The sequence below is a fragment of the Cryobacterium breve genome, assembly GCF_027594785.1.
In the GTDB taxonomy this organism is placed as follows: Bacteria; Actinomycetota; Actinomycetes; order Actinomycetales; family Microbacteriaceae; genus Cryobacterium; species Cryobacterium breve_A.
Window position 1 is genome coordinate 3,936,743 of the sequence record NZ_CP075584.1, and the last position, 22,557, is coordinate 3,959,299.

The window sequence follows — 22,557 nt, forward strand, 5'->3', positions numbered from 1 at the left end:
GCTCAGCGGTCGATGGCGTAGACGAGGGACTCCTGCACCATGCCGAGCCACTCGTAGATGCTGCTGAGTAGCGGAGCCTCGTCGGCGTCGAGGTGCTGTTCGCCGTCCGGGGACATCTGGAGGCGCTCGGCGAGGGTGAGCCTCAGGTCGGTGAGCGTGCGCAGCCACGACTGCACGCCGACGGCGTCGAGCGCGATCGGCGTCGGCGCGACCTCGAAGCGGTCGTCCAGGAGGGGTTCGAGGGGCTCGTCGGCGATCTCGTCGAGCGGCTCCTCGCCGAGCGTCGCGAGCACCACGCGGGCGTTGCCCAGTTTGCGGTCGAGGAGGTCTCCCGAGGTGAAACGGCGGAATTCGGCGGACGCCTCGGCGTCGTCAGGGTAGGCGTCGGGAAGCAGGCGGCGGAGGGCCGGGTCGGCGCTGGTCCCGAGGGCGTGTGTCTCCGCGGCGAGCAGGAGCTCGATCAGCTGGCTCGCGGCGAGCCTGAGCAGCCCGAGCTCGACGGATTCGAAGCTCGCGGACACCGTTCCGGCCGGGTCCCGGGTGAAGAGCATCAGGAGTCCCCGCGGGGAGAGGGTGGCCCAGAGCCCGAAGTCGTGCATCGCCTCGACGTGGCGTTCCATCGACTCGCGGTTCCCGGTTGCGACGACCGCCTTGCCGGAGTTGTGCACCCGCAGCATCAGGCGTTCGGCTTCCTCTGCGGCGACCCCGAAGTAGCTGCGGAACACGTAGGACACATAGGACATCAGGTTGACCGGGTCGTCCCACACAATGGTGACCCAGGGGCGGTCGAGGGAGACGGCTTCACGCAGGTCCGATTTTTCAAAAGTCTTCGGCACCGGTTAAGCCTGACATGCCGGGGGTCCTTCCCGCCACCGTGGCCGGAAACTCATACACCCGGTCTGTTTTCGAGCGCGTGGTGCGGGCGCCCGGCCGCGTGCCCGAGCGCCGCGACGACGAGCGTGATCACGGCAGACAGGGCGACGCCCCAGCCGATGTGCACCGTGAGAAGGAGGGCTCCCACGAAGGCGCCCGCGCAGATCAGCAGGATCGCGGCCACCCGGCGGAACCACGGCTGGCCCTTGCCGCCGCCGAGCCGCGAGTCGGCGGCCAGTCCCGTGATCGTCGAGGTCACGACCACCGTCGTGACGTCCTTGACCCCGATGTGCCGGGCGACGCCGGCCTGGAGTCCCATCATCGCCGCGAGGAGGCTCGTGATCGCCAGGTCGAAGGGCTGCGGCGGATGCCCGCCGCCGAGGAACAGGGCCACCGCCAGTCCGGCCATGATCGCACCCTGCACCGCGAACAGCACCGTCGCGTGGGTCGTCCAGCCGATCGCGACGGGCCGCAGCACCCGTCCGCCGATGGCGGCGCCGAGCATGAAGGTGAACAGGGCGAGCAGCGGGCCGAGCACGGGCAGGTTGCTCGCGCCGGCGAGGGCCATTCCGAGGATGACGACGTTTCCCGTCATGTTGCCGGTGAACACCTTGTCGAGGCCGAGGTACCCGACGGCATCCGCCAGACCGGTCGAGAACGTCAGCGCGAGCATGAGGCCGAGGTGCAGGTTCGCGGGATGGCGGCGGAGCTTCTCGAGCACGGTGATCCTTCGGGACGGTGACTGCTGCGTATGTTTCCTGGAGGTAAAACTCATGTCGATCGTGTCAACAGTGACCTGAAACGTACCGGCTGGCCGAATGGCACGCAAACGGGAGATAGCCTCGAGCGCGAGGCACCAATAGTGTGAAGCACCACGTCTTGTTTCCGCGCACCTGGAAGGCTCCCATGTCGTACGTCGTACTACAGCCCGGCATGGGGAGCATCGCGCCCGGGCACTACCTGCCGGCCACCCCGGAGACCGTGCTCTGGGGGCGCCTGCCCTGTTCAGCGGATACCGCGGTGCTCTCGATCGGATCGGGTGACGTCGTCACGATCGACACTCTCAGCCACGAGGGACTGCTCGAGGACCAGGGCAGGGACCCGCTCGCCTTCTTCGGCGGCCACGGCGTCGCAGCGGGCGATGTCCTGACGGACGCCGTCGCGCTCGCCGCGAGCGACTACCCGCGGGATGCTGAGGCGGACGGCCCACACGTCGTGACCGGACCGATCGAGGTGCGTGGGGCTCTCCCGGGCGACCTGCTCCGGATGACCCTGCTCGAGGCGACTCCCCGGGTGCCCTACGGCGTCATCTCGAGTCGCCACGGCCGGGGGCCCGGCCCGGCGAGTACCCCGTCGGACCGGGAACGGTCTCCGTGTTCACCGAGGTCGACACCGATCCCGACTTCGGGACGGCTGCCGGGGCGCTCTTCGGCACCCTCCCGCTGGTTCCCGGCGGCGACCGGGTCGTGCGCTTCCCGCTCGACCCGTTCCTCGGCATCATGGGCGTCGGCGTCGCGGGGGACACCCGGCCGCACTCCGTCCCGCCCGGCGCGCACGGCGGCAACCTCGACATCAGCCTGCTCACCGTCGGCAGCGCGCTGTACCTGCCCGTCCAGGTGCCGGGCGCGCTCGCCTACGTGGGCGATCCGCACTTCGCGCAGGGCGACGGCGAGGTGGCGCTGACCGCACTCGAGGCCAGCCTGCGGGTGCGCATCCGCTTCGACGTCATTCCGGCGGACGAGGCGGCGGCGCTCTTCGGCGACCTGACCGGTCCGCTCGCCGAGACGGGCGAGTTCCTCGTGCCGACCGGGCTCGACCCCGACCTCGACGAAGCGATGCGCGCCTGTGTGCGCGCCGCGATCGCCCTGCTCGGGGCGCGATACGGCATGGACCCGACCCTCGCGTACGCCTACCTGAGTGCGGCGACCGACTTCAACATCTCCCAGGTCGTCGACAGGGTCACGGGCGTGCACGCCCGCATCCGGACGGCGGACTTCGGTGCCTGAGCAGACGACCCGGCCGCTCACCGCCCCGGAGACTGGTTCGCTCGTCCCGGCCGCTGTCCCCGCAGCCACGCCTGCGGACGCCGCACTCCCGGCCGTGACGCCCGCGGACGCCGCATTTCCGGCCGTAGCGCTTGCAGACACCGCGCTCCCGGCTGCCGCGCCGCCGCTTCGGCCCACCTCCATCACGGGGGAGCTTCCGGACGGACTGCTCGCCGCCTTCGAGGCCTACGAGGACGCGCTCGCTGCCAATGACCACGAGGCGCTCGCCGGGTTCTTCGTGCCCGGGCCGCACACGCTCCGCGGCGATGCGACCGGGCTGCTCGTCGGGAGCGAGGCGATCGCCGGATTCCGCGCCTCCCGCCCCGGGGTCGTGCGCCGCGGCATCCGCTCGCTGCACGTGCGGGCCATCGGGACAGAGCACGCCCTGATCGTCGCGGAGAACGCGCCCGTGGCCGGCGGGGCCGGAGTCGTGACGCAACTCTGGAGCCGAACCGCGGCCGGCTGGCAGATCGAGGCCGCGCAGGTCGCGGCATCCGCACCCGCGGTCGACCCGAGCATCTGGCGGGTCGTCGGAACGCCGCTGCTCGCCGGCGCGAGCGGTGGAGCACTCTCGGGCGTGCGGGTCGCGGTCAAGGACCTCTTCGAGGTGGCCGGATTCGCAGTCGGAGCCGGCAACCCCGACTATCTGCGAAGCGGCACCGCTGCGACCGAGAGCGCCCCGGCGGTGACGGCACTCCTCGGGGCCGGTGCGAGCGTGATCGGCATCGCCCAGACCGACGAATTCGCGTACAGCATCGCCGGGACCAACGTGCACTCGGGGACCCCGCCGAATCCGCGGGTCCCCGGCGGGCTGCCGGGCGGCTCGTCGAGCGGCCCTGCCGCAGCGGTCGCCCTCGGGCAGGCGGACCTCGGCCTCGCGACCGACACCGCAGGGTCGATCCGGGTTCCCGCCTCCTACCAGGGCCTCTGGGGGCTGAGGACGAGCCACGGGTCGGTGAGCCTCGGGGGTGTTCTCCCGCTCGCGCCCTCGTTCGACACCGTCGGCTGGCTCGCCAGGACGTCGGGACTGCTCGTGTCGGCGGCGGCCACCTCGCTCGACCCTGAGCGGCAACTGCCCGTTGCCGCGCGGTTCGTCGTCTGCGGGCAGCTGGTGTTCGCGGCGGAAGAGGACGTGCAGGCCGCTTTCGTCGAGGCGATCGACCGCCTCGAGCGCGGCGGATACCTGCCGGAACCGGTCGACATCATCACGATCGACCCCCTCGCCGACCTCTTCGAGACCTTCCGCACCGTGCAGGCCGCCGAGGCCTGGCGCAGCCACGGGGACTGGGTCGACGCCCATCCGGGCACACTCGGCCCCGATGTGCGGTCCCGGTTCGCCTTCGCCTCACTCATCGACGCTGACGAGGAGGCCGGTCACCGGGGCGATCTCGCCGAGGCCAGGGACCGGCTCGACGCCGCGCTCGACGGCCGGATCCTGTTGCTCCCCGCGGCTTCGTCGACCGCGCCCGCGAGGAGCGCATCGGGCGCCCAGATCGAACGGGTCCGTGCCGCGACGCTCTCGATGACCTGCCTGGCCGGAATCGGCGGCTACCCGTCGGTGTCCATGCCCGGACTCGTCGTCGGCGGCGCGCCGCTGGGGCTCAGCCTCGTCGGACCGCGTTACTCCGACCTCGCCCTCCTCGACCTGGCCGCAGGGCTCGCGGAGGGGCTCGAGGGCTGAGCCAACGGAATCCCTGACTAACTCGTGGATGGGGCAGGAGTAACACCACCGAAACGCTGCGTGCCTAAGCTGGTCGTGTGACGTATCCGCTGCAGTCGACAACCGTTCCGAGCCTTCCGATCAACCCGCCGCAGCGCCTGCTGATGGGGCCGGGGCCGATCAACGCGGACCCACGGGTGCTGCGCGCCATGTCCGCCCAACTCGTCGGCCAGTACGATCCGGCGATGACCGGGTATATGACCGAAACGATGGGCCTGTACCGCGACGTATTCCGCACCGGCAATCAACAGACCCTCGTGATCGACGGCACCGCGCGCGCCGGGATCGAAGCCGCCCTCGTCTCGCTGATCCAGCCGGGCGACCGGGTGCTCGTGCCCATCTTCGGGCGTTTCGGGCACCTGCTCCGCGAGATCGCCGAACGGGTCGGCGCAGAGGTCCACGTTCGAGAGGTGCCGTGGGGCACCGTCTTCACACCGGCCGCGATCGAACAGGCGATCATCGAGACCCGGCCGACGCTGCTTGCGATCGTCCACGGCGACACCTCGACGACCCTCGCCCAGCCGCTCGACGAGCTCGGCGACATCTGCGCCCGGCACGGCGTGCTCTTCTACACCGACGTGACAGCCTCGCTCGCCGGCAACACCTTCGAAGCGGATGCCTGGGGTCTCGACGCCGTGACCGCCGGCCTGCAGAAGTGCCTCGCCGGGCCGTCCGGTTCCGCGCCGGCCACCTTCTCGGCCCGCGCCGTCGAGGTGATCGAATCCCGCCGGAGCATCGAGGCTGGCATCCGCGAGCCCGGGGACGCGGTGCTGTCCAACCGGATCCGCTCGAACTATTTCGACCTCGCGATGCTCTTCGACTACTGGGGTCCCCGCAGGCTCAACCACCACACCGAGGCCACGACCGCCCTGTACGGCGCCAGGGAGTGCGCGCGCCTCCTCGTCGACGAGGGCATGGAGAACGCCGTCGCCCGGCACCGGCTGCACGGCTCGGCGATGCTCGCGGGAGTGCACGGGCTGGGACTCTCCGTCTTCGGCGACCCGGCCCACCGGATGAACAACGTCGTCGCGGTCTTGATTCCCGACGGCGTCAACGGCGACGCGGTGCGCGGCACGCTCCTCGACGACTTCGGCATCGAGATCGGCACCTCCTTCGGTCCGCTGCACGGCAAGGTCTGGCGGATCGGCGTGATGGGCTACAACGCCCGCAAGGACACCGTGCTGACCACCCTCGCGGCGCTCGAACAGGTGCTGCGGCGCGCGGGGGCATCCGTCACCGGCGGCGGGGGAGTCGGCGCGGCCTGGGACCTGTACGCCGACGCCGACCGTGACGCCGCTGCCGAGCCGCCTGCCGGGACTGCCGCTGTCGACGCGGATCGCGTCGCTGCCGCGACCGACGATGCCGTGGTGCTCTCATGACGACCGCGGTGCCGAGCGTGTCGGATGCCGACGCGGCCGTGATCCTGGCCCGGTGCGACGCGCTCGCCCGGCACTCGTCCCTCACTGAGGGGATCGAGCGGACCTACCTCTCGGCGGAGCACGCCGCCGTCAACTACCGGGTCGCCGGCTGGATGACCGCAGCGGGTCTCACCACCTGGCAGGATGCCGCCGGGAACCAGTGCGCACGGCTCTCCGGCCGCACCCGCGGGCTCCCGGCCCTGCTGCTCGGCTCGCACCTCGACACTGTGCGCGCGGCGGGACGCTACGACGGCATCCTCGGTGTGCTCGTGGCCATCACCGTCGCCGGGCGGATCGCCGCCTCTGGACGCCCGCTGCCGTTCGCCCTCGAGATCGCGGCATTCGGCGACGAGGAGGGCACCCGCTTCGGCACCACCCTGCTCGGCAGCCGGGCCGTGGCCGGCACCTGGCTCGAGTCCTGGTGGGACCTCCGTGACGAGGGCGGCGTGAGCCTGCGCGAGGCATTCCTCGCCTTCGGCCTCGACCCTGCCAAGGTCGGCGACGCCGCCCGCGCGCCCCAGGAGCTCGTCGGCTACCTCGAGGCCCATATCGAACAGGGACCCGTGCTCGAGGAGGAGAACCGTGCCCTCGGCGTCGTCACTGGAATCGCCGGTGCCCGCCGCTTCCTGTTGACGGTCACCGGGGCCGCCGGGCACTCCGGGACCCCGTGGTCCCGTCGCCGCGACGCCCTCGCCGGTGCTGCCGAGTGCATCACGACGATCGAGCGCATCGCCCGCACCGAGGGCCTCACCGCGACCGTCGGACACCTGAAGGTGTTTCCGGACGCCGTCAACGTCATCCCAGGGAAGGTCGAGTTCAGCCTCGACCTGCGCGCGCCGGACGACGCCGACCGCGATCGGGGCTGGACCCTGATCGAGGCCGCCCTCACCGACATCTGCGCCACCCGCGTCCTCCACCTCGACAGCAACCAGGTGCACGAGGCGGCCGCCGTGGCCTGCGCACCGCGGTTGCGTGCGGCGATTGCGGCCGGCATCCGCTCGACCGAAGCGGTCGCGGCACGGCAAGGCGAGGTCGGGTCGGACTCCGGCGCGGAGGAACCGACCGAGCCGGCCCCGCGCGAGCTGCCCTCGATCGCCGGTCACGACGCGATGGCGATCGCCGCGATCACCGACGTCGGCATGCTCTTTGTACGCTGTGCCGGCGGGATCAGCCACCACCCGGACGAGTCGGTGACCGCGGCCGACGTCGCTCTCGCCGTTGACGCTCTCGAAGCCGCCGTCCGAGCCCTCGCCGCAGGCTACCCGGCCGTCTCATCGGCATAACTCCTTCACATTCTGAGGGCTCGCGCAACAGGCCCTGCGGTGACCCGTGTTTCCGGGCGTTCGTGTCGGCGGGCCCGGAATTTGCAGGAGTTATGACTCGGGCACGCCGGGGAGGGTGTCGACGTCGGCGCCCGTCGTGAGGTCGCCGCATTCGACCGGGAGCACGCCGTGCGCGAGCAGATAGGGACGCGCCCCGGTGTCGCCCGTGAGTTGCGCCCGCAGCGGTTCCCAGTGCGTGCGCCCGATCAGCACCGGATGCCCCGGCCGGCCGGCGAAAACGGCCTGCCTCAGGCTGTCCGGGGTCACGCCAGCGTCAGCGTCGAGCACCCGCGCCACCGTCGCGGCGTCGAGGTCGGGGACGTCGACGGGAACGACCGCGACGGCGACGGGGTCACCGGCGACGCCGAGCGCCGCCTCGAGCCCCGTGCGGAGGGAGGCCGAGAGCCCCTCGGCCCAGTCGGCGGCATACGCGACGACCGTCGTCGGGTCGGTCGGGCCCGCCTCGGCGAGCAGCGCTGCGGCCGCGGCACCCTCGGCTCCGAGCACGACGATGACGGGTGAGCAACCAGCCGCGCGGAGCACGCCGACCGTCCGCACGAGCCACGGCACACCGTCGGCCCCGAGCACGAGCGCCTTCGGCTGCCCGAACCGGGAACCGGCCCCCGCGGCCAGCACAAGCCCCGCGACCGGGGCTTTCCCCGCATCCGCCCGGTCGCGCGCTGCGTCTGTATTCACCATGCCCGCCATCGTATGCGCTGTCGCCACGGGCACTCTAGGCTGGAGCAGGACGAGGAGAACTGCCATGAAGAGGATGTCGACACCTGAGCTTCGCGAGGCGCTCCTGACCTGCCTGGCCGTACCCCGCTGGGTCGATGAGGTCGCCTCGCAGTCGCCGTTCGAGTCGGCGGCCGCCCTGCTCGCCGCCGCCCGTACGGCCGCGACACCGCTCAGCCGTAGCGAGATCGACGAAGCGCTGTCCGCGCACCCGCGGATCGGCGAGACCCCGCGGGGAGACTCGCAGGCCGCGCGGTTCTCCCGCAGCGAGCAGTCCTCCGCCGACGCCGCAGACTCCACCCTCGCCGCGGCGATTGCCGAAGGCAACCGGGCGTACGAGGAACGCTTCGGCCGGGTCTTCCTCATCCGCGCCGCCGGCCGGTCGCGCACCGAGATCCTCGCCGAACTGCACCGGCGCCTCGCGCTCGACGACGCCGCCGAGTTGAAGATCGTCGGCACCGAACTGCGCGACATCGCCCTGCTCCGGCTGGCCACACTCGCCGGAACCGTCGCGGAGCGTCTCGCCGCCGAGCGGGCCACCCGGGCAGGGGCCCCCGACTCGCCTGACTCCGAAGGCCTTGTCGCGAGCGTCGTCGCCGACGTCGTCGCCGCGACGGCGGCCGCCGGCAACACGACAACTCCAGCGGCCGTTTCGGTCGCCGCGACAGACGCCCCGATCGCGACTCCCCGAAGCCGCATCACGACCCACGTGCTCGACGCCGTGTCCGGCCGGCCCGCCGCCGACGTTCCCGTCGAGCTCGAGCAGCGACTTGAGTCCGGCTGGCACGTGCTCGCGAGCGCCGGCACGGATGCCGACGGCCGGGTCTCCGCGCTCGGCCCGGCCGATCTCCCCGCGGGCCGGTACCGCCTCACCTTCGACACCGGGCGCTACTTCGCCGGCACCGGCCAGCCGACCCTGTACCCCGAAGTCTCGGTGACGATCGACCTGACCGACCCGGCCGCGCACTACCACGTGCCGCTGTTGCTCAGCCCCTTCGCCTACTCGACATACCGCGGCAGCTGACCAGGGCGGCCGGCTCGCGGCATCCGCCCGCGCAGCAGACGCACCCGGCAACGGTCACCGACGCGATCGCGCGCGGGAACTGTGGCCGATGCGGACAACTGGTGCCGGCACACGGGCAACAGATGTCCGGAGCGGCCACAGTTGTCCGGCTGCGGCAACCGAGCGCGTGCCATACTGCGTGAGTTACCCAGCTCTGCCGCTCGCTCTCGCCATCGCCCGCCAATGGGCGTCCGACCCGCACCATCGTTGAGGAGCCATTCGTGTCGACGATCCGAGATCGCCTGCCAATATCGCCTGTGAATTCACTGATCAGCGTGGCATTCCTCATCGCGACCGTCGTGGCGGCGGTGCTCGGCAATCTGGTCGGAGCCGCAGTGCTGCTCGGCTTCGCCGTGATCTGGGTCGGAGTGGCCAGGTACGCCCGCAGTCCCCGGGCATCCGAACAGCTGCGGATCAGTAATTTCGAGTATCGGGACGCCAACGACCGGAGCCTGGCGAGCCGCGCGTTCGCCGGCGTTGGTATGGTCGCGCTGACGCTCTCGGGCTTCGATGTGATCGGGATGCTCGTGACCGGCCACCAAGACATGTCGCTGACTCTCCGCTTCGTAGTCCTCGCTGCCGCGTTCTCGATCGCGCTCGCGAATGCCCTCGAGAAGGAGCACCCCGAGCCCTGACCCACGGCATCCGCGTGTGGCCCGGCCACCGCCGGCATCAACTGTTGCCGATGCGGACAACTGTTGCCGGCGCACGGGGAACAGTTGTCCGCAACGGCGACAGTTGCCTGCGGCCGGGACGGAGCCGGCGGGCGAGGCCGCGCTACTCGGGGGCGAGCACGCGGCGGCCTTGCACGAACACTCCCGTGATCGCGGGCTGGCGGAGCGCGAGCAGCAGGGCGAAGAGGGTCTGGTCCGTGGCCATCCGCTCGTCGTCCGCCCGGATGCCTCGGTTCAGCACGGTCGCAAGCGGTTCCCAGCGGTCCGGTTCGATGAGCAGGAAGTCGGCGTCCTTGCCCACGTCGAAGTTGCCGAACCGGGCCTCCATGTCGAGGGCGCGGGCGCCCGCGAGCGTGCCGGTGAAGAGCAGCGCGGCCGGGTCGAGCGAGAGCCCGGCGTCGCCCGGCTCCGACAGGTGCACCTTGAAGCAGTCGTTGAGCACGCGGGAGATCAGCCACTCGTCGCCGGCGCCGATGTCCGAGCCGATTGCGACGTTCACGCCGAAAGAGGTCGTCCGCAGCCACGGCATCGTGCCGGAGCCGAGGAACTGCTGCGAGGTCGGGCAGTGCGCGACCGAGGTGCCGGACTCCGCGAGGCGGGCGAGCTCGGCATCCTCGCAGTGCACCGCGTGGGCGAGGATGCTGCGCCGCCCGAGCAGGCTCGACCCGCCCCGCTTCGACCCCGGCAGAAACAGCCCGTCGTAGGTGTCGAGGTAGGTGTCGACCCCGTACACCGCCTTCACGGCGTCGATCTCGCCGGTGCCGGGCCGGTTGTTCTCGTTGAGGTGCGAGTGGAAGTACACGCCGCGCTCGCGCGCGTCGTCGTAGAGCTCGCCGAGGCCGGCGAGGGTCGTCGGCGTCACCGAGAGACTGAACCGGGGCACGACCGCGACCTGCAGCAGCGCCGTCGCGGGGTCGCCGGTGTCGACGGCGTGCCAGCGGTCGATCTCGGCCCCGATCAGGTCGAGGGCCTCGGCCTCACCGGTCAGGAGAGCGCCGGCAGGGCCCGACCCGACGGTCTGCACCCCGCGACCACTGACCAGGCGGAGCCCGGCGGCCTGGCTCTCGGCGAAGAGGGCGTCCTGGGCGTGCGGGAAGGCTGACCCGAAAACGAGGGCGCTCGTGGTGCCGGCCGCGACCCGGCGCCGGGTGAAGTCCCGGGCGATGCGCGCCGCGAACTCGGGGTCCCGCAGCCGGGTCTCGGCGGGAAACACGCAGTTGTCGAGCCACTCGAGCAGCTGCCCGCCGCCGTAGGCGTCGGTCGAGTAGGTCTGCGGGTAGTGCAGGTGGGTGTCGACGAAGCCGGGCAGGATGAAGCCGCCGCGGTTGTCGGTCACCGGGTGGTCGCGGAAGCCGGCCGGGAGCTCGGCGAACGGCCCGACCCAGGCGATCCTGCCGTCCGCACCGGTGACGAGGGCGCCGTCGGGCAGGGACACGAGGTGCTCCCGGGCGTCGGCGACGACCGGGGATCCCGCGATGTGGAAGACGTGGCCGCGATAGACGTGGACGGTCGGCGTGGGAACGGATGACGGGGCTGGGGTGGCCGCAGACGCCGGCGCGGAGGTGCTCATCACAGCCATCGTACGGGCGGACCCGCAACGAACCTGACCACCTAGACGAGCCCGGTGTAGGAGTCCCAGGCGGTACCTGCATCCGCGGCGTCGTCGTGCAGCACGGTCGCCTGGATCAGGCCGTACGGGCGGTCGGCCGCGTGGTAGACCTCGTTGTTGTTGGCCACGCCGAAGGGGGAGAGGTCGTAGAGGAAATGATGCTTGTTCGGGGCGGACAGGCGCACCTCGGCGACAACGGGGAACGCCTCGAGCACGGCCCGGCCCATCTCGTAGAGGGTCTGCTGCAGGGCGAGGGAGTGCACGGTCGCGAACTGGCTGACGAGCACCTGTTTGATGCCGGCGTAGGTGGCTTCCCAGTCGACATCCGTCGTCGAAAAACGCCAGCCGGCGGTGAGCGAGGTCGCCATCACCCGGTCGGAGGTCGGCTGCAGGAGCGTGTACGGGTCCTGCATGAAACCGGCGAACTCGGAGCCCGTCGACTTGAGGATCACGAGGTCCTTGAGCCCGCCGATCACCCAGGTGCGCCGGTCCGCGCCCATGCCCTCGACCGTGATCGCCGCGGTGCGCACCTCCTGGCCACGCCGCACCCAGGTGTGGTTGTGCTCGCTGCCGTCGACGAGCACCCGTTGCCAGGCGAACTCCTCGATCTCGACCCGGGCGGTGTGCACGGGCTCGACCGTGTCGACGAAGTGGGAGGCGAGGTCGAGGCCGTAGCTCTCGATCGAGAGCAGCCCCTTCTCTTTCGCGAAGGAGTATGCGGTCTGCTTCTGGGTATCCGTCGGCAGAACGTTCAGCTGGTCGCCCGCGAGGTGCGCCCGCGCGAAGTCTCCGCGCAGCGCGGTCGACACGCTGATGTCGTGGATCTCGTGCCGGGGCGAGTCGCGGTAGATGCGCACAACCCGGTTTTCCGCTTTGCCATACCGGTTGGGTCCGAGAACGATCGACATCGGGTGGTGCTCCTTCTGGAGGGTGGGCAAGGGGTGGGGAATCAGAGCGTCGGTGCCGGGCGGCGGAGCAGGGCGCCTCGGGGCGGGTCTTCCGGTGGGGCGGATGCCGCGGGCGACGTGACCCCGGATGCTCCGGCCTCTGCCGGCCCGGTGTCGTGCACGAGCGTGCCGGCGAGCCAGGTGCTGTGCACCCGGCCCCTGAGCGTCGCGCCGTCGAACGCGCTCACCGGGTTCTTGTGCTGCAGGGCACCGACGTCGACGGTGAACGACTCCTCCGGCGCGAAGGAGACGAGGTCGGCATCCGCCCCCGGCCGGATCGTCCCCTTGCCGGGCAGGCCCGCGAAGCGTGCCGTCGCGGCGGACATCCAGCCGAGCACGCGCTCGAGGCCGATCCCGGAGGCGCGGGCGGCCGTCCAGACCGCGGGCAGGCTCAGTTCGAGGCCGGAGATGCCGCCCCAGGCGAGGCCGAAGTCGCCGCCGTGGCCGAGCTTGAGCTCGCCGGTCGCGGGCGAGTGGTCTGAAGCCACGAGGTCGATCGTGCCGTCGAGGAGGGCCTCCCAGAGCAGGCTCGCGATTGGCGGCGTCCCGGATGGGCGGGCAGCACTTGAAGGCGGTCGCCCCGTCGGGGATCTGCTCCGCAGCGAAGGACAGGTAGTGCGGACAGGTCTCGACCGTGATCGGGAGTCCCTCGGCCCGTGCCGCCCGCAGTCGCGGCAGTGCGGCGGCCGCCGAGAGGTGCAGGATGTGTGCGCGCACGCCGGTACGGCGCACGGCGTCGATCACCCGGTCGATCGCACTCGCTTCGGCCTGCGGCGGACGGCTCGCGAGGAAGCCGGCGTATGAGCGCCCGTGGGCGGGCGGGGCCGCGTCGAGCTCGGCGGGGTCTTCGGCGTGCACGAGCAGCAGGCCGCCGAACGCGGCGATCTCGGCGCCGGCCGCCAGGAGCTCCGCTGAGGAGAGGGCCGGGAACTCATCGACGCCGGAAGGGGAAAGGAAGGCCTTGAACCCGAACACGCCGGCCGCGTGCAGTTCGTGCAGTGTGCCGAGGTTGCCGGGGATCGCCCCGCCCCAGAACCCGACGTTCACGCTCGACTGCGGCCCGGCGGCCGCACGCTTCAGCTCGAGGCCGCGCACCGTCGTCGTCGGCGGGATGCTGTTGAGCGGCATGTCGATCACGGTGGTGACCCCGCCGAACATCGCGGCGCGGGTGGCGCTCGCGAAGCCCTCCCAGTCCGTGCGGCCGGGCTCGTTGACGTGCACGTGGGTGTCGACGAGGCCGGGCAGAAGAACCAGGCCCTTCCGCAAACGGATGTCCGTGGCCCCGCCGTCGTGCAGGCCGGACTCTGCGATCGGTCGCGTCTCGACGGGTTCGTCGACCGGCAGGATCGCGGTGACGATCCCGCCCGTGATCGTCACCGCCCCCGGCGCGAATCCGGCAGGGGGTGAGCACGGCGTCCGCCCGGATCACCCGGTCGACTCGTTCGCGCATCGGTCCTCCTGCCTGCTGGAATCCACGGCCGTGAGGCCGACCAGATGGTCTAGCAAACACCCTAATCAGGGCCTCGGGACGCCAATCGGGACTCTCGAAACGCGATCGTCACACGCCGGTCGGTTGCCCGTAATACGACCCCCGCGGGCGCCCCGGCGTCTGGCCGTTCCGGGACCGGGGTCGACGAATACCCCGGCCCCGGCCCGGTCTCCGACTAGGCCGGGTTCGCCGCGAGGTAGTCGTCGATCTCGGAGAGGTATCCCTGCCGGTCGGCGTCGGACAGCCAGCTCGCCTCGAAGGAATTGCGGGCCAGCTGGACGAGCTCGTCCCTGCCGACGCCGGCCTGCCGGGCGAACGCCGTGTAGGTGTCTGCGACGTAGGCGCCGAAGTAGGCCGGGTCGTCGGAGTTGAGGGTGACGAGCACGCCGAGGCCGAGCAGCTCGACGATCTCCCGCGCCTTCATGTCCGCCGTGACGAAACTGTTGGAGACCGGGCAGCAGGTCAGGCCGATCCGGCGCTCCCGCACGAGGGCGACGAGTGCCGGGTCTTCGAGGATGTTCGTGCCGTGGTCGATCCGGTCGACCCTGACCTCCCCGAGCACCTGGCGGATGTTCTCGATGCTGCCGACCTGGTCGATGTCGCAGTGCATCGTGAGCCTGAGGCCGGCCTCGCGGGCGAGCTGGAACACCTCGGCGAACTTCGCCGGGGGATTGCCGCGCTCGTCGGAGTCGAGCCCGACCCCGACGATCAGGTCCCGGTAGGGCAGCGCGGCCGACAGGGTCTCGTGGGCGCTCTCAGCGGATGCGTCACGCAGGAAACAGAGGATCAGCTCGGCCGAGAGGCCGTAACCGGCGGCATCCGCTGCAGCACGGTGCAGCCCCGTGATCACGGTTTCGAAGGGCACACCGCGGGACGTGTGCGCCTGCGGGTCGAAGAACGCCTCGACGTGGCGCACCCCGTCGGCGGAGGCGCGGCGGAAGTACGCAGTGGCGAGGTCGTAGAAGTCCTGCTCGGTGATCAGCACGTTCATTGCGGGGTAGTACACCGCGAGGAAGCTCGCGAGGGAATCGAAGGCGTAACTCGCGCGCACCTCCTCGACCGTCGACTGCCCGATATCGATCCCGTTGCGGGTGGCGAGGGCGAGTTTGAGGTCGGGTTCGAGGGTGCCTTCGAGGTGCACATGCAGGCTCTGCTTTGGGCAATCCGGACACAAACGCGGCAGTAGGCTCAGTAACGGACGGCATCGGGGCTCCTTTTCGGGCGGACGCCGTGACCGTATCACGCGGCAGATGCACTTTTCCTCCCGCAACGGGCACCCAGAATGCTGCAACACGACGGAAACACTGTCGAGGTCGCAGCGTCATCTGCGGGGTCTAAATTCAGGGAACCCGCGCGTATGCCGCACGGTATCACAGCAGCCGTTTTCCCTGACGGCACCCCCAACGGCACCCCACGAGCACCATCGAGAGGAACAGCTTCATGACCCGGACCCAAGGTTTAACAGCACACCGTTCACCGGCAGGGCGTCCCGCCCGTCGTATCCTGCAGGGGCGTCGCCGCCGCCGCGGCCGTAACCATCGCGTTGACTTCCTGCGCGACGAGAGCTCAACGCCCGCCTCCTCGGCCTCCGCCGGCCCGGCATCCTTCGGCACCGCGAGCATCCAGCTGTCCTGGATCAAGAACACCGAGTTCATGGGCGAGTTCCTCGCCGACTCCAACGGCGACTTCACCAAGGCCGGCTTCGATTCCGTCGACCTCATCGCCGGCCCGGCATCCGCTGAAGCGGGCGTCATCTCCGGCACCGTCGACCTCGGCATCGGAAACGCGATCTCCACCGGAACCGTCATCGCGAACGAGGGCGCCCCGATCAAGATCATCGGCGCCACGTACCAGAAGAACCCGTTCTCCATCCTCTCCCTCGCGAAGGTGGGCAACATCAAGACGCTCGCCGACCTCAAGGGCAAGAAGATCGGCGTGCAGGCGAGCAACCAGAGCCTCTGGGACGCATTCCTCAAGGTCAACAACATCGACCCGACCTCGCTGACCACCGTCCCGGTCGAGTACGACCCGACCCCGCTCTTCAACGGCGAGGTCGACGGCTGGTTCTCCTACCTCACCAACGAGGGCATCGACGCCGACCTCAAGGGCCTCGGCCCGGTCAACCTGCCGCTCGCCGACAACGGTCTCCCGTTCGTCGCGGAGACCTTCACGGCCTCCGACAAGGAGATCTCGGGTGACCGCGCGAAGCTCAAGGGCCTCCTGATCGCCGAGATCAAGGGCTGGGCCGCCGCCATCAAGGACCCCGCCGCCGCCGCCAAGCTCACGATCGACAAGTACGGCGCAGACCTCGGCCTCACCATCGCGAAGGAGACCAAGCAGGCCACGATCCAGTCGACCGACCTCATCGTCAGCGACGACACCGCCAAGAACGGCCTGTTCACCATCAGCGATAAGCTGCAGTCGGAGAGCATCAAGACGCTCGCTGCCGCCGGTGTCACCATCACGGCCGACAAGCTCTTCGACATGAGCCTGCTGTCCGAGGTCTACGCGGAGAACCCCGACCTGGTCAACTACGCCAAGTAGGTCTTCCCCCTCCCGGTCACAACGCATCACCAGTAGTACGCATCACCAGCAGTACGCAGCACCCGCAGTACGCAGGCACATCGAAACGCGGCCGCCCCGAAAGCGGCCGACGACGCCCAGTAAAGGAATACACCCTGTGAGTACGACCGATGCCGGTGTCCAGAGCAACGCTCTGGGCACCGGTCTCCACATTTCCGGGCTCCACAAGGTCTTCACCGTGGGCCGGAAAGAAGTCTCCGCGCTCGAAGACGCCACCCTGCACACCGACAAGGGCAGCTTCCTGTCCCTGCTCGGCCCGTCCGGCTGCGGCAAGTCCACGATCCTGCGGATCCTCGCCGGCCTCGAAGAGGCCACGAGCGGCACCGCGATGGTCGACGGCAAGAGCCCGGCCGAACTCCGCAGCGGCCACGAGCTCGGCATCGCGTTCCAGGACGCGGCCCTGCTCCCGTGGCGCAGTGTGCGCGGCAACATCAAGCTCCCGTTCGAGGTCGCACGGATGCCCGTCGACGAGGACTACGTCTCCGAACTGATCAAGCTTGTCGGCCTCACCGCCTTCGAGCACGCCAAGCCGGCCCAGCTCTCCGGCGGGATGCGCCAGCGCGTCTCGATCGCCCGGTCCCTCGTGCTCAAGCCCTCGGTGCTGCTGCTCGACGAACCCTTCGGCGCCCTCGACGACATGACCCGCCAGCGCCTCAACATCGAACTCCTCAGGATCTGGACCGAGAAGCCAGCGACCACGATGATGGTCACCCACGGCATCTCGGAGGCGATCTTCCTCTCCGACCAGGTCGCGGTGATGAGCCCCCGTCCCGGCCGCATCAAGGAGGTCATCGACATCGACCTGCCCCGCCCGCGGCATCCGGACATGATGCGCTCCCACGAATTCCACGCCCTGCATGACCGCGCCTCCGAACTGCTCTTCAGCCCCGACGCCCTCTCCGTGGCGGAGACGGACTGATGCGCGGCTTCGCCACGTTCCGCACGCTCCCGGCCTGGGCGACCGGGCTGATCGGCGTCGCCGTCGTCATCGTGCTGTGGTGGCTCGGTGCGACCACGATCTTCCGCGGCATCGGGACAGTGCCGGGCGGGGCGATCCCGACGCCGGGCGCCGTCGTCGCCCAGCTGATCTCCGACGGATGGGCGTTCTACCTGTCCCACGTCTCGATCACCGTCGGCGAGGCATCCGTCGGGTTCCTCTGGGGCAACGCGGCCGCGCTCGTGCTCGCCGGCCTCGTGCTCGTCGTTCCCCGGATCGAGAAGGTCGCCCTGCAGATCGCGGTCATCACCTACTGCATCCCGATCGTCGCGATCGGACCGATCGCCTACATCGTGATCGGCGCCCCGCGCGGCGGTGAACTCTCCGGCACCGCGATCTTCCTCGCGGCGATGTCCGTGTTCTTCACGACCGTCGTCGGTTCCCTCGTCGGCCTCAAGGCCGCGACCCCCGCGAGCCTCGACCTCGTCAGCGTCTACGGCGGCGGACGCTTCATGCAGCTGCGCAAGGTGCGGCTGATGGCCGGGCTGCCGAGCGTGCTCTCCGCACTGCAGATCGCGGCACCCGCCGCTCTGCTCGGCGCGATCCTCGGCGAATACCTCGGCGGCGTCGACCGCGGCCTCGGCATCGCGATGCTCGCTGCCGGATCCGCGGCGAACGTGGACCGGGTCTGGGGGCTCGCGCTCGTCGCCGGCCTCCTCGCCGGGCTCGGCTACGGCCTCTTCGGGCTGATCAGCAGGCTCGCGACACCGTGGCTGACGGGACGGAGCTCCTGATGGCCCTCGAAACCATGTCGGCGGCCCGTCCGCCGAGCACCGCGAAGGTCGTCCGCGGCCTCGGCGCCGTGGTCGGGCGCTCCGCCCTCACCGGGCTGATCACCCTCGTCATTGTGCTCGTCGCCTGGCAGGGCCTGATCCTGCTGCTCGGGGTTTCGCCGTTCATCGCGAAGGGACCCCTCGACGTCTGGAACTGGCTGTTCACCGTTCCGAACGCTGGCGTCAATCGCACGACGATCCTGACCAACCTCACGGTCACCCTCGGGGATGCCTTCCTCGGCTTCGTCGCCGGCCTCGTCGTCGCCCTCGTGCTCGCGATCGCGTTCACGCTATCCCGCGGAATCGAGAGCGCGCTGATGCCGATCGCCCTGCTGCTGCGGTCAGTGCCCCTCGTAGCGCTCGTGCCGGTGATCAGCCTGATCACCGGGCGCGGGCCGAGCCTCGTCGTCGTGATGGGTGCGATCGTGGTGCTGTTCCCGGCGCTCGTTAACATCGCGTTCGGGTTGCGGTCCTCGTCGCCGCAGATCAACGACGTCATCGCCGTCTACGGCGGCAACGCCTTCACGGCGCTGCGCAAGGTGGCGCTGCCGAGCTCGCTGCCGTCGTTCTTCGCCGCCGTCAAAATCTCGATCCCCGGCGCGATCACCGGTGCGCTCCTGGCCGAGTGGCTCTCGACCGGGCAGGGACTCGGCCACGGCATCGTGATCGCGGTCGCCCAGGTCAAGAACTACGAGGTGTGGGCATCCGTCGTGGCGATCACGCTCGTGTCCATCGTCTTGTACGGGGTCGCCCAGTTGGTGGAGAACCTCGTCCTGCGCCGGATGGGCATGGAGAGCAGCACCGGGGCCTAGCCACGCTCGAGAGGTTGGGTGGGGCGTGCGGCTCGAACGCCCCGCGAGACTCCTCACGCTCGCACTCCTGAGTTGCGCGCCACTTCCGCCGCTCCGCGCCATGCGTGCCTGGCGCGGAGCGGCGCAAATGGTGCGCACCACAACCCGGGGCCGCAGTCAACCCGCGCGCGCGACCGGGCCGCGCCCGTAGTGGGCGCACCGGCGCGGGGCTACTGTTCCTGGCATGGAGACGTCACAGAACCGCAAGCCGTTGGGCAGTCTCAAGACCCCGGCCCCGGTGATCAAGGCACTGGCCGCCCAGCTCGGGCATCCGAGCGGGTGGCGCGGCCGGCTGGTGGGGCGGATGCTCAACCGACGCAACCGGGGAATCATCCGCGCCGCCGTGAACGCGCTCGAAGCCGCACCGGATGCCCGGCTGGCCGACATCGGATTCGGCGGCGGTGTAGGGATCCAGCTGCTTCTCGAGCGGGTCGGACCGGACGGGCACGTCGATGCAGTCGACCAGTCGGAGACCATGGTCGATGCCGCGCACCGGAGGTTCCGCGACGACCTCACCGCCGGTCGGCTGTCGCTGTTCGAGGCATCGATGGAGCGCCTCCCGCAGGCGGACGCGAGCCTGGACGGCGTCATCACCCTCAACACGTTCTACTTCCTGCCCGACCTCGGCCGGGCGGCGGCGGAGTTCGCGCGGGTGCTCCGGCCCGGCGGCCGTCTCGTCGTCGGCGTGTTCGACCCGGCCGCGATGCAGCGGATGCCCGTGGTCGAGCACGGCTTCCGGGTGCGCCCCACCGAGGAGATCACCGCCGCCCTCGAGAGTGCCGGCCTCATCCAGACCCGGCACCTCCGGGTCGGACACGGCCCGGACGCGTACCACCTGTTGCTCGTCTCGCCCGCACTCCCGCCCGCGTCGGAATCTACCGAGGCCGCCTAGTCGACTGTCCCCGCCGCATCCACCGCCGCGGAGCGCACCTGCCGCGCCGCACGCCGGGACGCTCCGCGCCCGTTGCGCCGATGCGCGCCCGTCGTGTCGGTGAGCGCCAGTCTCGCCGCTCTGCGCCAGTCGTGTCGGTGAGCGCCAGTTCCGCCGGTGCGCGCCAATCCTTCCCGGTCGCGCGCCAGTTCCGCCGCTTCGCGCCATGTGTGCCTGGCGCGAAGCGGCGCAAGTGGCGCGCCTCAGGAGCGCACCCGGCCACCCGGGTGTCGCGCCCGTTGCGCCGCTTCGCGCCCGTCGTGTCGGTGAGCGCCAGTTCCGCCGTTTCGCGCCAATCCTTGCCGGTCGCGCGCCAATTCCGCCGTTTCGCGCCCTGCATGCCTGGCGCGAAGCGGCGCAAGTGGCGCGCGCCTCAGGGAGCGCACCCGGCCACCCGGGTGTCGCGCCCGTTGCGCCGCTCTGCGCCCGTCGTGTCGGTGAGCGCCAGTTTCGCCGGTGCGCGCCAATCCTTGCCGGTCGCGCGCCAGTTGCGCCGCTTCGCGCCTTGCGTGCCTGGCGCGAAGCGGCGCAGGTGGCGCGTGACCTCGGCGGCCGTCCTCAGGGGTGCATCAGGCGCCAGATGCGGTCGCGGGACATCGGCAGTTCGTACGGGCGGATGCCGATCGCGTCGCGGACCGCGTTCGCGAGCGCAGGGGCGACCGGGTTGTACGGCGACTCGCTCATCGACTTCGCTCCGTACGGGCCGAGGTCGTCGCTCGTCTCGGCGAAATACACCTCGGTGACGGGCAGGTCCGCGAGCAGGGGCACATGGTAGTTGCGCATCACACTCGTCGTCACGGTGCCCTCGCCGTCGAGGAGGACCTCTTCGTAGAGCGCGGTGCCGATCGCCTGGGCCACGCCCCCTCGATCTGGCCGCGGCACTGCGCCGGGTTCATCACGACACCGGCATCCGCCGCCTGGATCGACTGCAGGATGCGGACCTCGCCGGTCACGGTGCTCACGGCGACCCGGAAGGCCTGCACATTGAAGGCGACCGAGCGCACAGCGCCGTCCTCAGAGCTCGTGCCGCGGAGAACCGTGTCGGCCGGCGCAGCGTTGGTCGCGCCGCTCGCGTGCGGGCCGGTCGCTGCGCGCGCGGCGAGCTCGGTCAGGGGGACGAGGGTGCTGCCGCAGCGGAGACCATCGGCCTCGAGGAGCCAGGCGTCCGCGGGGGTGCCCGGGCGGGCATCCGTCGCCGCCTGCCGAAGCAGCGCGGCGAGTGCGGTCGCCGCACCGAGCACGGCCTTGCCGGCCACGACGACGCCGGCGGAGCCGAAGGCGCCGGTGTCGTAGCCGATCGTGTCGGTGTCGGACTGGAGGATGTCGATGCGGTCGGGGCTCGTACCGAGGGCGGTCGCGGCGAGCTGGGTGTGCACGGTCGTGGTGCCGTTGCCGAACTCGGCGGTGCCGACGCGCACGGCGTAGCGGCCGTCGTCACACAGGGTGACGGATGCCTGAGCAAAGTGCCCGCGCGGGGGGATCGTTGCGATCATCGCGGTCGCCATGCCCTCGCCGACCCGCCATTCGGGTCCATCGGGCACGGGCGTGCCGTTACCGCGGGCGAGGGCCGTTTCGGCGAGGTCGAGGCACTGGTCGAGGCCGTAACTGCCGAAGATGAGATCTTCGCCCTCGACGTGGGTGACCACGGGAGGGGTCTCCCGGCCGCACCGAGTTCAGCCGGCGCAGGTCGAAGGCGCTCACCCCGAGGTCGCGGGCGAGGTCGTCGAGCGCCGATTCGACACCGAAGATGACCTGGCCGAGGCCGTAGCCGCGGAAGGCGCCGGACGGGAGGTTGTTCGTGTAGACGCTGCGGGCATCCACTCGCTTGTTGGGCACGGAGTAGAGGCTCACTGACTCGGAGCTGCCGTGGTACATCACCCCGGGGCCGTGGTTGCCGTAGCCCGTTCTGGCCGGGGGGCGCGGGGGGGGGGGCGCCGTGGTCGGCCCGCCGGGGGCCCCCCCCCAGGGCGGTGGGGGGTTGTTCGCCCCACGCGCCGCCGCGCGCGGCCCCCCTGCGCCGCGGCGCGGGCGGGGGCCGGGGGGTCCGGTTTGCGCCCCCCCCCCGCCGCCGGCGGTGTTATAGGGGGGGGGTGGGGCGACCGTCGTGGTGCGCCGGTGCGCCGCCCGCATCGGATGCCGGGTCGGCGCGCCCGTTCTCTCCCGGCTGACTCGTACTCCCGCGGCCCGTCCGGCCGCGAGGGTGACGGGTCCTCGGTGGGATTCTTTGGCCGCGCGGGCGGGAAGACGCGGACCGCGGCCGGGTCGAGGTCGAAGATGTGGCAGATCTCGCGCTGCACGAGAAACGGCACCTGGGAGCTCGTTCGCAGCACGAGCCGCTGCTCGGGGTGCCGGCGTGTTCGAGCCAGCCGATCGTGCCGTGGGTCTCGAGGTGGGTGTGGGCGACCCGCTGGGTCTGCCAGGTGCCCGTGACCAGGTGGGTCGCCTCGCCGAGGCCGGCCTCAAGGTCGCCGTACTCGCCATGCAGCTCGGCCACGAGGTTGCGGGGGAGGGATCGGCGACGCGGCTC

Annotated in this window: 19 protein-coding genes and 3 pseudogenes; 11 read left to right on the forward strand and 11 right to left on the reverse strand. The window is 70.8% G+C overall.

Features of this window, described 5'->3' with window-relative positions; all coding sequences use genetic code 11:
* Positions 1 to 2: 2 nt before the first annotated feature.
* The 4 genes and pseudogenes from KIV56_RS19195 to KIV56_RS20035 form a co-directional block, all read right to left on the reverse strand.
* Entirely contained in the window at positions 3 to 551 is a 549-nt protein-coding gene (locus KIV56_RS19195) for a DUF2017 family protein (RefSeq protein WP_281536228.1), read from the reverse strand.
* Positions 552 to 566: 15 nt separating this feature from the next.
* Positions 567 to 836: pseudogene (gene clpS, locus KIV56_RS19200) on the reverse strand (ATP-dependent Clp protease adapter ClpS); the annotation flags it as partial.
* Between the two features lie 50 nt (positions 837 to 886).
* Positions 887 to 1,594, reverse strand: coding sequence for a YoaK family protein (locus tag KIV56_RS19205; RefSeq protein WP_281534675.1), 708 nt, complete (start codon positions 1,592 to 1,594; stop codon positions 887 to 889).
* Between the two features lie 284 nt (positions 1,595 to 1,878).
* Positions 1,879 to 2,196, reverse strand: coding sequence for a hypothetical protein (locus KIV56_RS20035; protein ID WP_348648429.1), 318 nt, complete (start codon positions 2,194 to 2,196; stop codon positions 1,879 to 1,881).
* A 50-nt stretch (positions 2,197 to 2,246) separates the two neighbouring features.
* Here KIV56_RS20035 and KIV56_RS20040 point away from each other — a divergent pair, with 50 nt between their 5' ends.
* The 4 genes from KIV56_RS20040 to KIV56_RS19225 all read left to right on the forward strand — a co-directional run bounded on the left by KIV56_RS20040 (position 2,247) and on the right by KIV56_RS19225 (position 7,339).
* Positions 2,247 to 2,879, forward strand: coding sequence for an acetamidase/formamidase family protein (locus KIV56_RS20040; RefSeq protein ID WP_348648430.1), 633 nt, complete (start codon positions 2,247 to 2,249; stop codon positions 2,877 to 2,879).
* Positions 2,872 to 4,599 carry an AtzH-like domain-containing protein gene (locus KIV56_RS19215; protein WP_281534676.1) on the forward strand — a complete coding sequence of 576 codons (1,728 nt, stop codon included), beginning with the start codon at positions 2,872 to 2,874 and terminating at the stop codon, positions 4,597 to 4,599. The genes KIV56_RS20040 and KIV56_RS19215 overlap by 8 nt, the downstream gene beginning before the upstream one ends.
* Before the next feature lie 77 nt (positions 4,600 to 4,676).
* The gene (locus KIV56_RS19220) at positions 4,677 to 6,017 is read left to right on the forward strand and encodes a pyridoxal-phosphate-dependent aminotransferase family protein (RefSeq protein WP_432432578.1); all 1,341 of its coding nucleotides are present in this window, start codon (positions 4,677 to 4,679) and stop codon (positions 6,015 to 6,017) included.
* Entirely contained in the window at positions 6,014 to 7,339 is a 1,326-nt protein-coding gene (locus tag KIV56_RS19225) for an allantoate amidohydrolase (RefSeq protein WP_281534677.1), read from the forward strand. The genes KIV56_RS19220 and KIV56_RS19225 overlap by 4 nt, the downstream gene beginning before the upstream one ends.
* A gap of 90 nt (positions 7,340 to 7,429) precedes the next feature.
* On the opposite strand, the gene KIV56_RS19230 is transcribed toward KIV56_RS19225, so the two are convergent.
* Entirely contained in the window at positions 7,430 to 8,077 is a 648-nt protein-coding gene (locus tag KIV56_RS19230; protein WP_281534678.1) for a nucleotidyltransferase family protein, read from the reverse strand.
* Between the two features lie 64 nt (positions 8,078 to 8,141).
* Between KIV56_RS19230 and uraD the strand changes: the two genes are divergently transcribed.
* Positions 8,142 to 9,137, forward strand: coding sequence for a 2-oxo-4-hydroxy-4-carboxy-5-ureidoimidazoline decarboxylase (uraD, locus tag KIV56_RS20740; RefSeq protein WP_432432579.1), 996 nt, complete (start codon positions 8,142 to 8,144; stop codon positions 9,135 to 9,137).
* A 296-nt stretch (positions 9,138 to 9,433) separates the two neighbouring features.
* Complete coding sequence (locus tag KIV56_RS19245; protein ID WP_281534679.1) at positions 9,434 to 9,811, forward strand: hypothetical protein; 378 nt, start codon at positions 9,434 to 9,436, stop codon at positions 9,809 to 9,811.
* Positions 9,812 to 9,953: 142 nt separating this feature from the next.
* On the opposite strand, the gene KIV56_RS19250 is transcribed toward KIV56_RS19245, so the two are convergent.
* The 4 genes and pseudogenes from KIV56_RS19250 to add form a co-directional block, all read right to left on the reverse strand.
* Positions 9,954 to 11,420: an amidohydrolase family protein gene (locus KIV56_RS19250; protein WP_281534680.1), complete on the reverse strand. Its 1,467-nt coding sequence runs from the start codon at positions 11,418 to 11,420 to the stop codon at positions 9,954 to 9,956.
* Between the two features lie 41 nt (positions 11,421 to 11,461).
* Positions 11,462 to 12,367, reverse strand: a complete 906-nt coding sequence (gene pucL / locus KIV56_RS19255) for a factor-independent urate hydroxylase (protein WP_281534681.1) — start codon at positions 12,365 to 12,367, stop codon at positions 11,462 to 11,464.
* 41 nt (positions 12,368 to 12,408) lie between these two features.
* A pseudogene (gene allB / locus KIV56_RS19260) lies at positions 12,409 to 13,856 on the reverse strand (allantoinase AllB).
* A 214-nt stretch (positions 13,857 to 14,070) separates the two neighbouring features.
* Positions 14,071 to 15,036, reverse strand: a complete 966-nt coding sequence (add, locus tag KIV56_RS19265; protein WP_281534682.1) for an adenosine deaminase — start codon at positions 15,034 to 15,036, stop codon at positions 14,071 to 14,073.
* A gap of 299 nt (positions 15,037 to 15,335) precedes the next feature.
* On the opposite strand from add, the gene KIV56_RS19270 reads away from it, so the two are divergent.
* From KIV56_RS19270 to KIV56_RS19290, 5 genes are all read left to right on the forward strand, one after another.
* On the forward strand, positions 15,336 to 16,439 hold the full coding sequence (locus KIV56_RS19270; RefSeq protein ID WP_281534683.1) for an ABC transporter substrate-binding protein: 1,104 nt from the start codon (positions 15,336 to 15,338) through the stop codon (positions 16,437 to 16,439).
* 136 nt (positions 16,440 to 16,575) lie between these two features.
* Positions 16,576 to 17,397 carry an ABC transporter ATP-binding protein gene (locus KIV56_RS19275; RefSeq protein WP_281534684.1) on the forward strand — a complete coding sequence of 274 codons (822 nt, stop codon included), beginning with the start codon at positions 16,576 to 16,578 and terminating at the stop codon, positions 17,395 to 17,397.
* Complete coding sequence (locus KIV56_RS19280) at positions 17,397 to 18,209, forward strand: ABC transporter permease (RefSeq protein ID WP_281534685.1); 813 nt, start codon at positions 17,397 to 17,399, stop codon at positions 18,207 to 18,209. The genes KIV56_RS19275 and KIV56_RS19280 overlap by 1 nt, the downstream gene beginning before the upstream one ends.
* Entirely contained in the window at positions 18,185 to 19,060 is an 876-nt protein-coding gene (locus tag KIV56_RS19285; RefSeq protein WP_281534686.1) for an ABC transporter permease, read from the forward strand. Before KIV56_RS19280 ends, KIV56_RS19285 begins: the two co-directional genes overlap by 25 nt.
* 223 nt (positions 19,061 to 19,283) lie before the next feature.
* Positions 19,284 to 19,991, forward strand: coding sequence for a class I SAM-dependent methyltransferase (locus tag KIV56_RS19290; protein ID WP_281534687.1), 708 nt, complete (start codon positions 19,284 to 19,286; stop codon positions 19,989 to 19,991).
* A gap of 597 nt (positions 19,992 to 20,588) precedes the next feature.
* On the opposite strand, the pseudogene KIV56_RS20745 reads toward KIV56_RS19290, so the two are convergent.
* Together KIV56_RS20745 and KIV56_RS19300 are read right to left on the reverse strand one after the other, a co-directional pair.
* A pseudogene (locus KIV56_RS20745) lies at positions 20,589 to 21,929 on the reverse strand (xanthine dehydrogenase family protein molybdopterin-binding subunit); the annotation flags it as partial.
* Positions 21,930 to 22,107: 178 nt separating this feature from the next.
* Positions 22,108 to 22,524, reverse strand: coding sequence for a molybdopterin cofactor-binding domain-containing protein (locus KIV56_RS19300; protein ID WP_281536231.1), 417 nt, complete (start codon positions 22,522 to 22,524; stop codon positions 22,108 to 22,110).
* Between the last annotated feature and the right edge of the window lie 33 nt (positions 22,525 to 22,557).

Coding starts and splice junctions, on each gene's coding strand:
- KIV56_RS19195 (WP_281536228.1), bottom strand. CDS start 551: ATGCTCTTCACCCGGGACCCGGCCGGAACGGTGTCCGCGAGCTTCGAA.
- KIV56_RS19225 (WP_281534677.1), top strand. CDS start 6,014: ATGACGACCGCGGTGCCGAGCGTGTCGGATGCCGACGCGGCCGTGATC.
- KIV56_RS19230 (WP_281534678.1), bottom strand. CDS start 8,077: ATGGTGAATACAGACGCAGCGCGCGACCGGGCGGATGCGGGGAAAGCC.
- uraD (WP_432432579.1), top strand. CDS start 8,142: ATGAAGAGGATGTCGACACCTGAGCTTCGCGAGGCGCTCCTGACCTGC.
- KIV56_RS19250 (WP_281534680.1), bottom strand. CDS start 11,420: ATGAGCACCTCCGCGCCGGCGTCTGCGGCCACCCCAGCCCCGTCATCC.
- pucL (WP_281534681.1), bottom strand. CDS start 12,367: ATGTCGATCGTTCTCGGACCCAACCGGTATGGCAAAGCGGAAAACCGG.
- KIV56_RS19270 (WP_281534683.1), top strand. CDS start 15,336: ATGACCCGGACCCAAGGTTTAACAGCACACCGTTCACCGGCAGGGCGT.
- KIV56_RS19280 (WP_281534685.1), top strand. CDS start 17,397: ATGCGCGGCTTCGCCACGTTCCGCACGCTCCCGGCCTGGGCGACCGGG.
- KIV56_RS19290 (WP_281534687.1), top strand. CDS start 19,284: ATGGAGACGTCACAGAACCGCAAGCCGTTGGGCAGTCTCAAGACCCCG.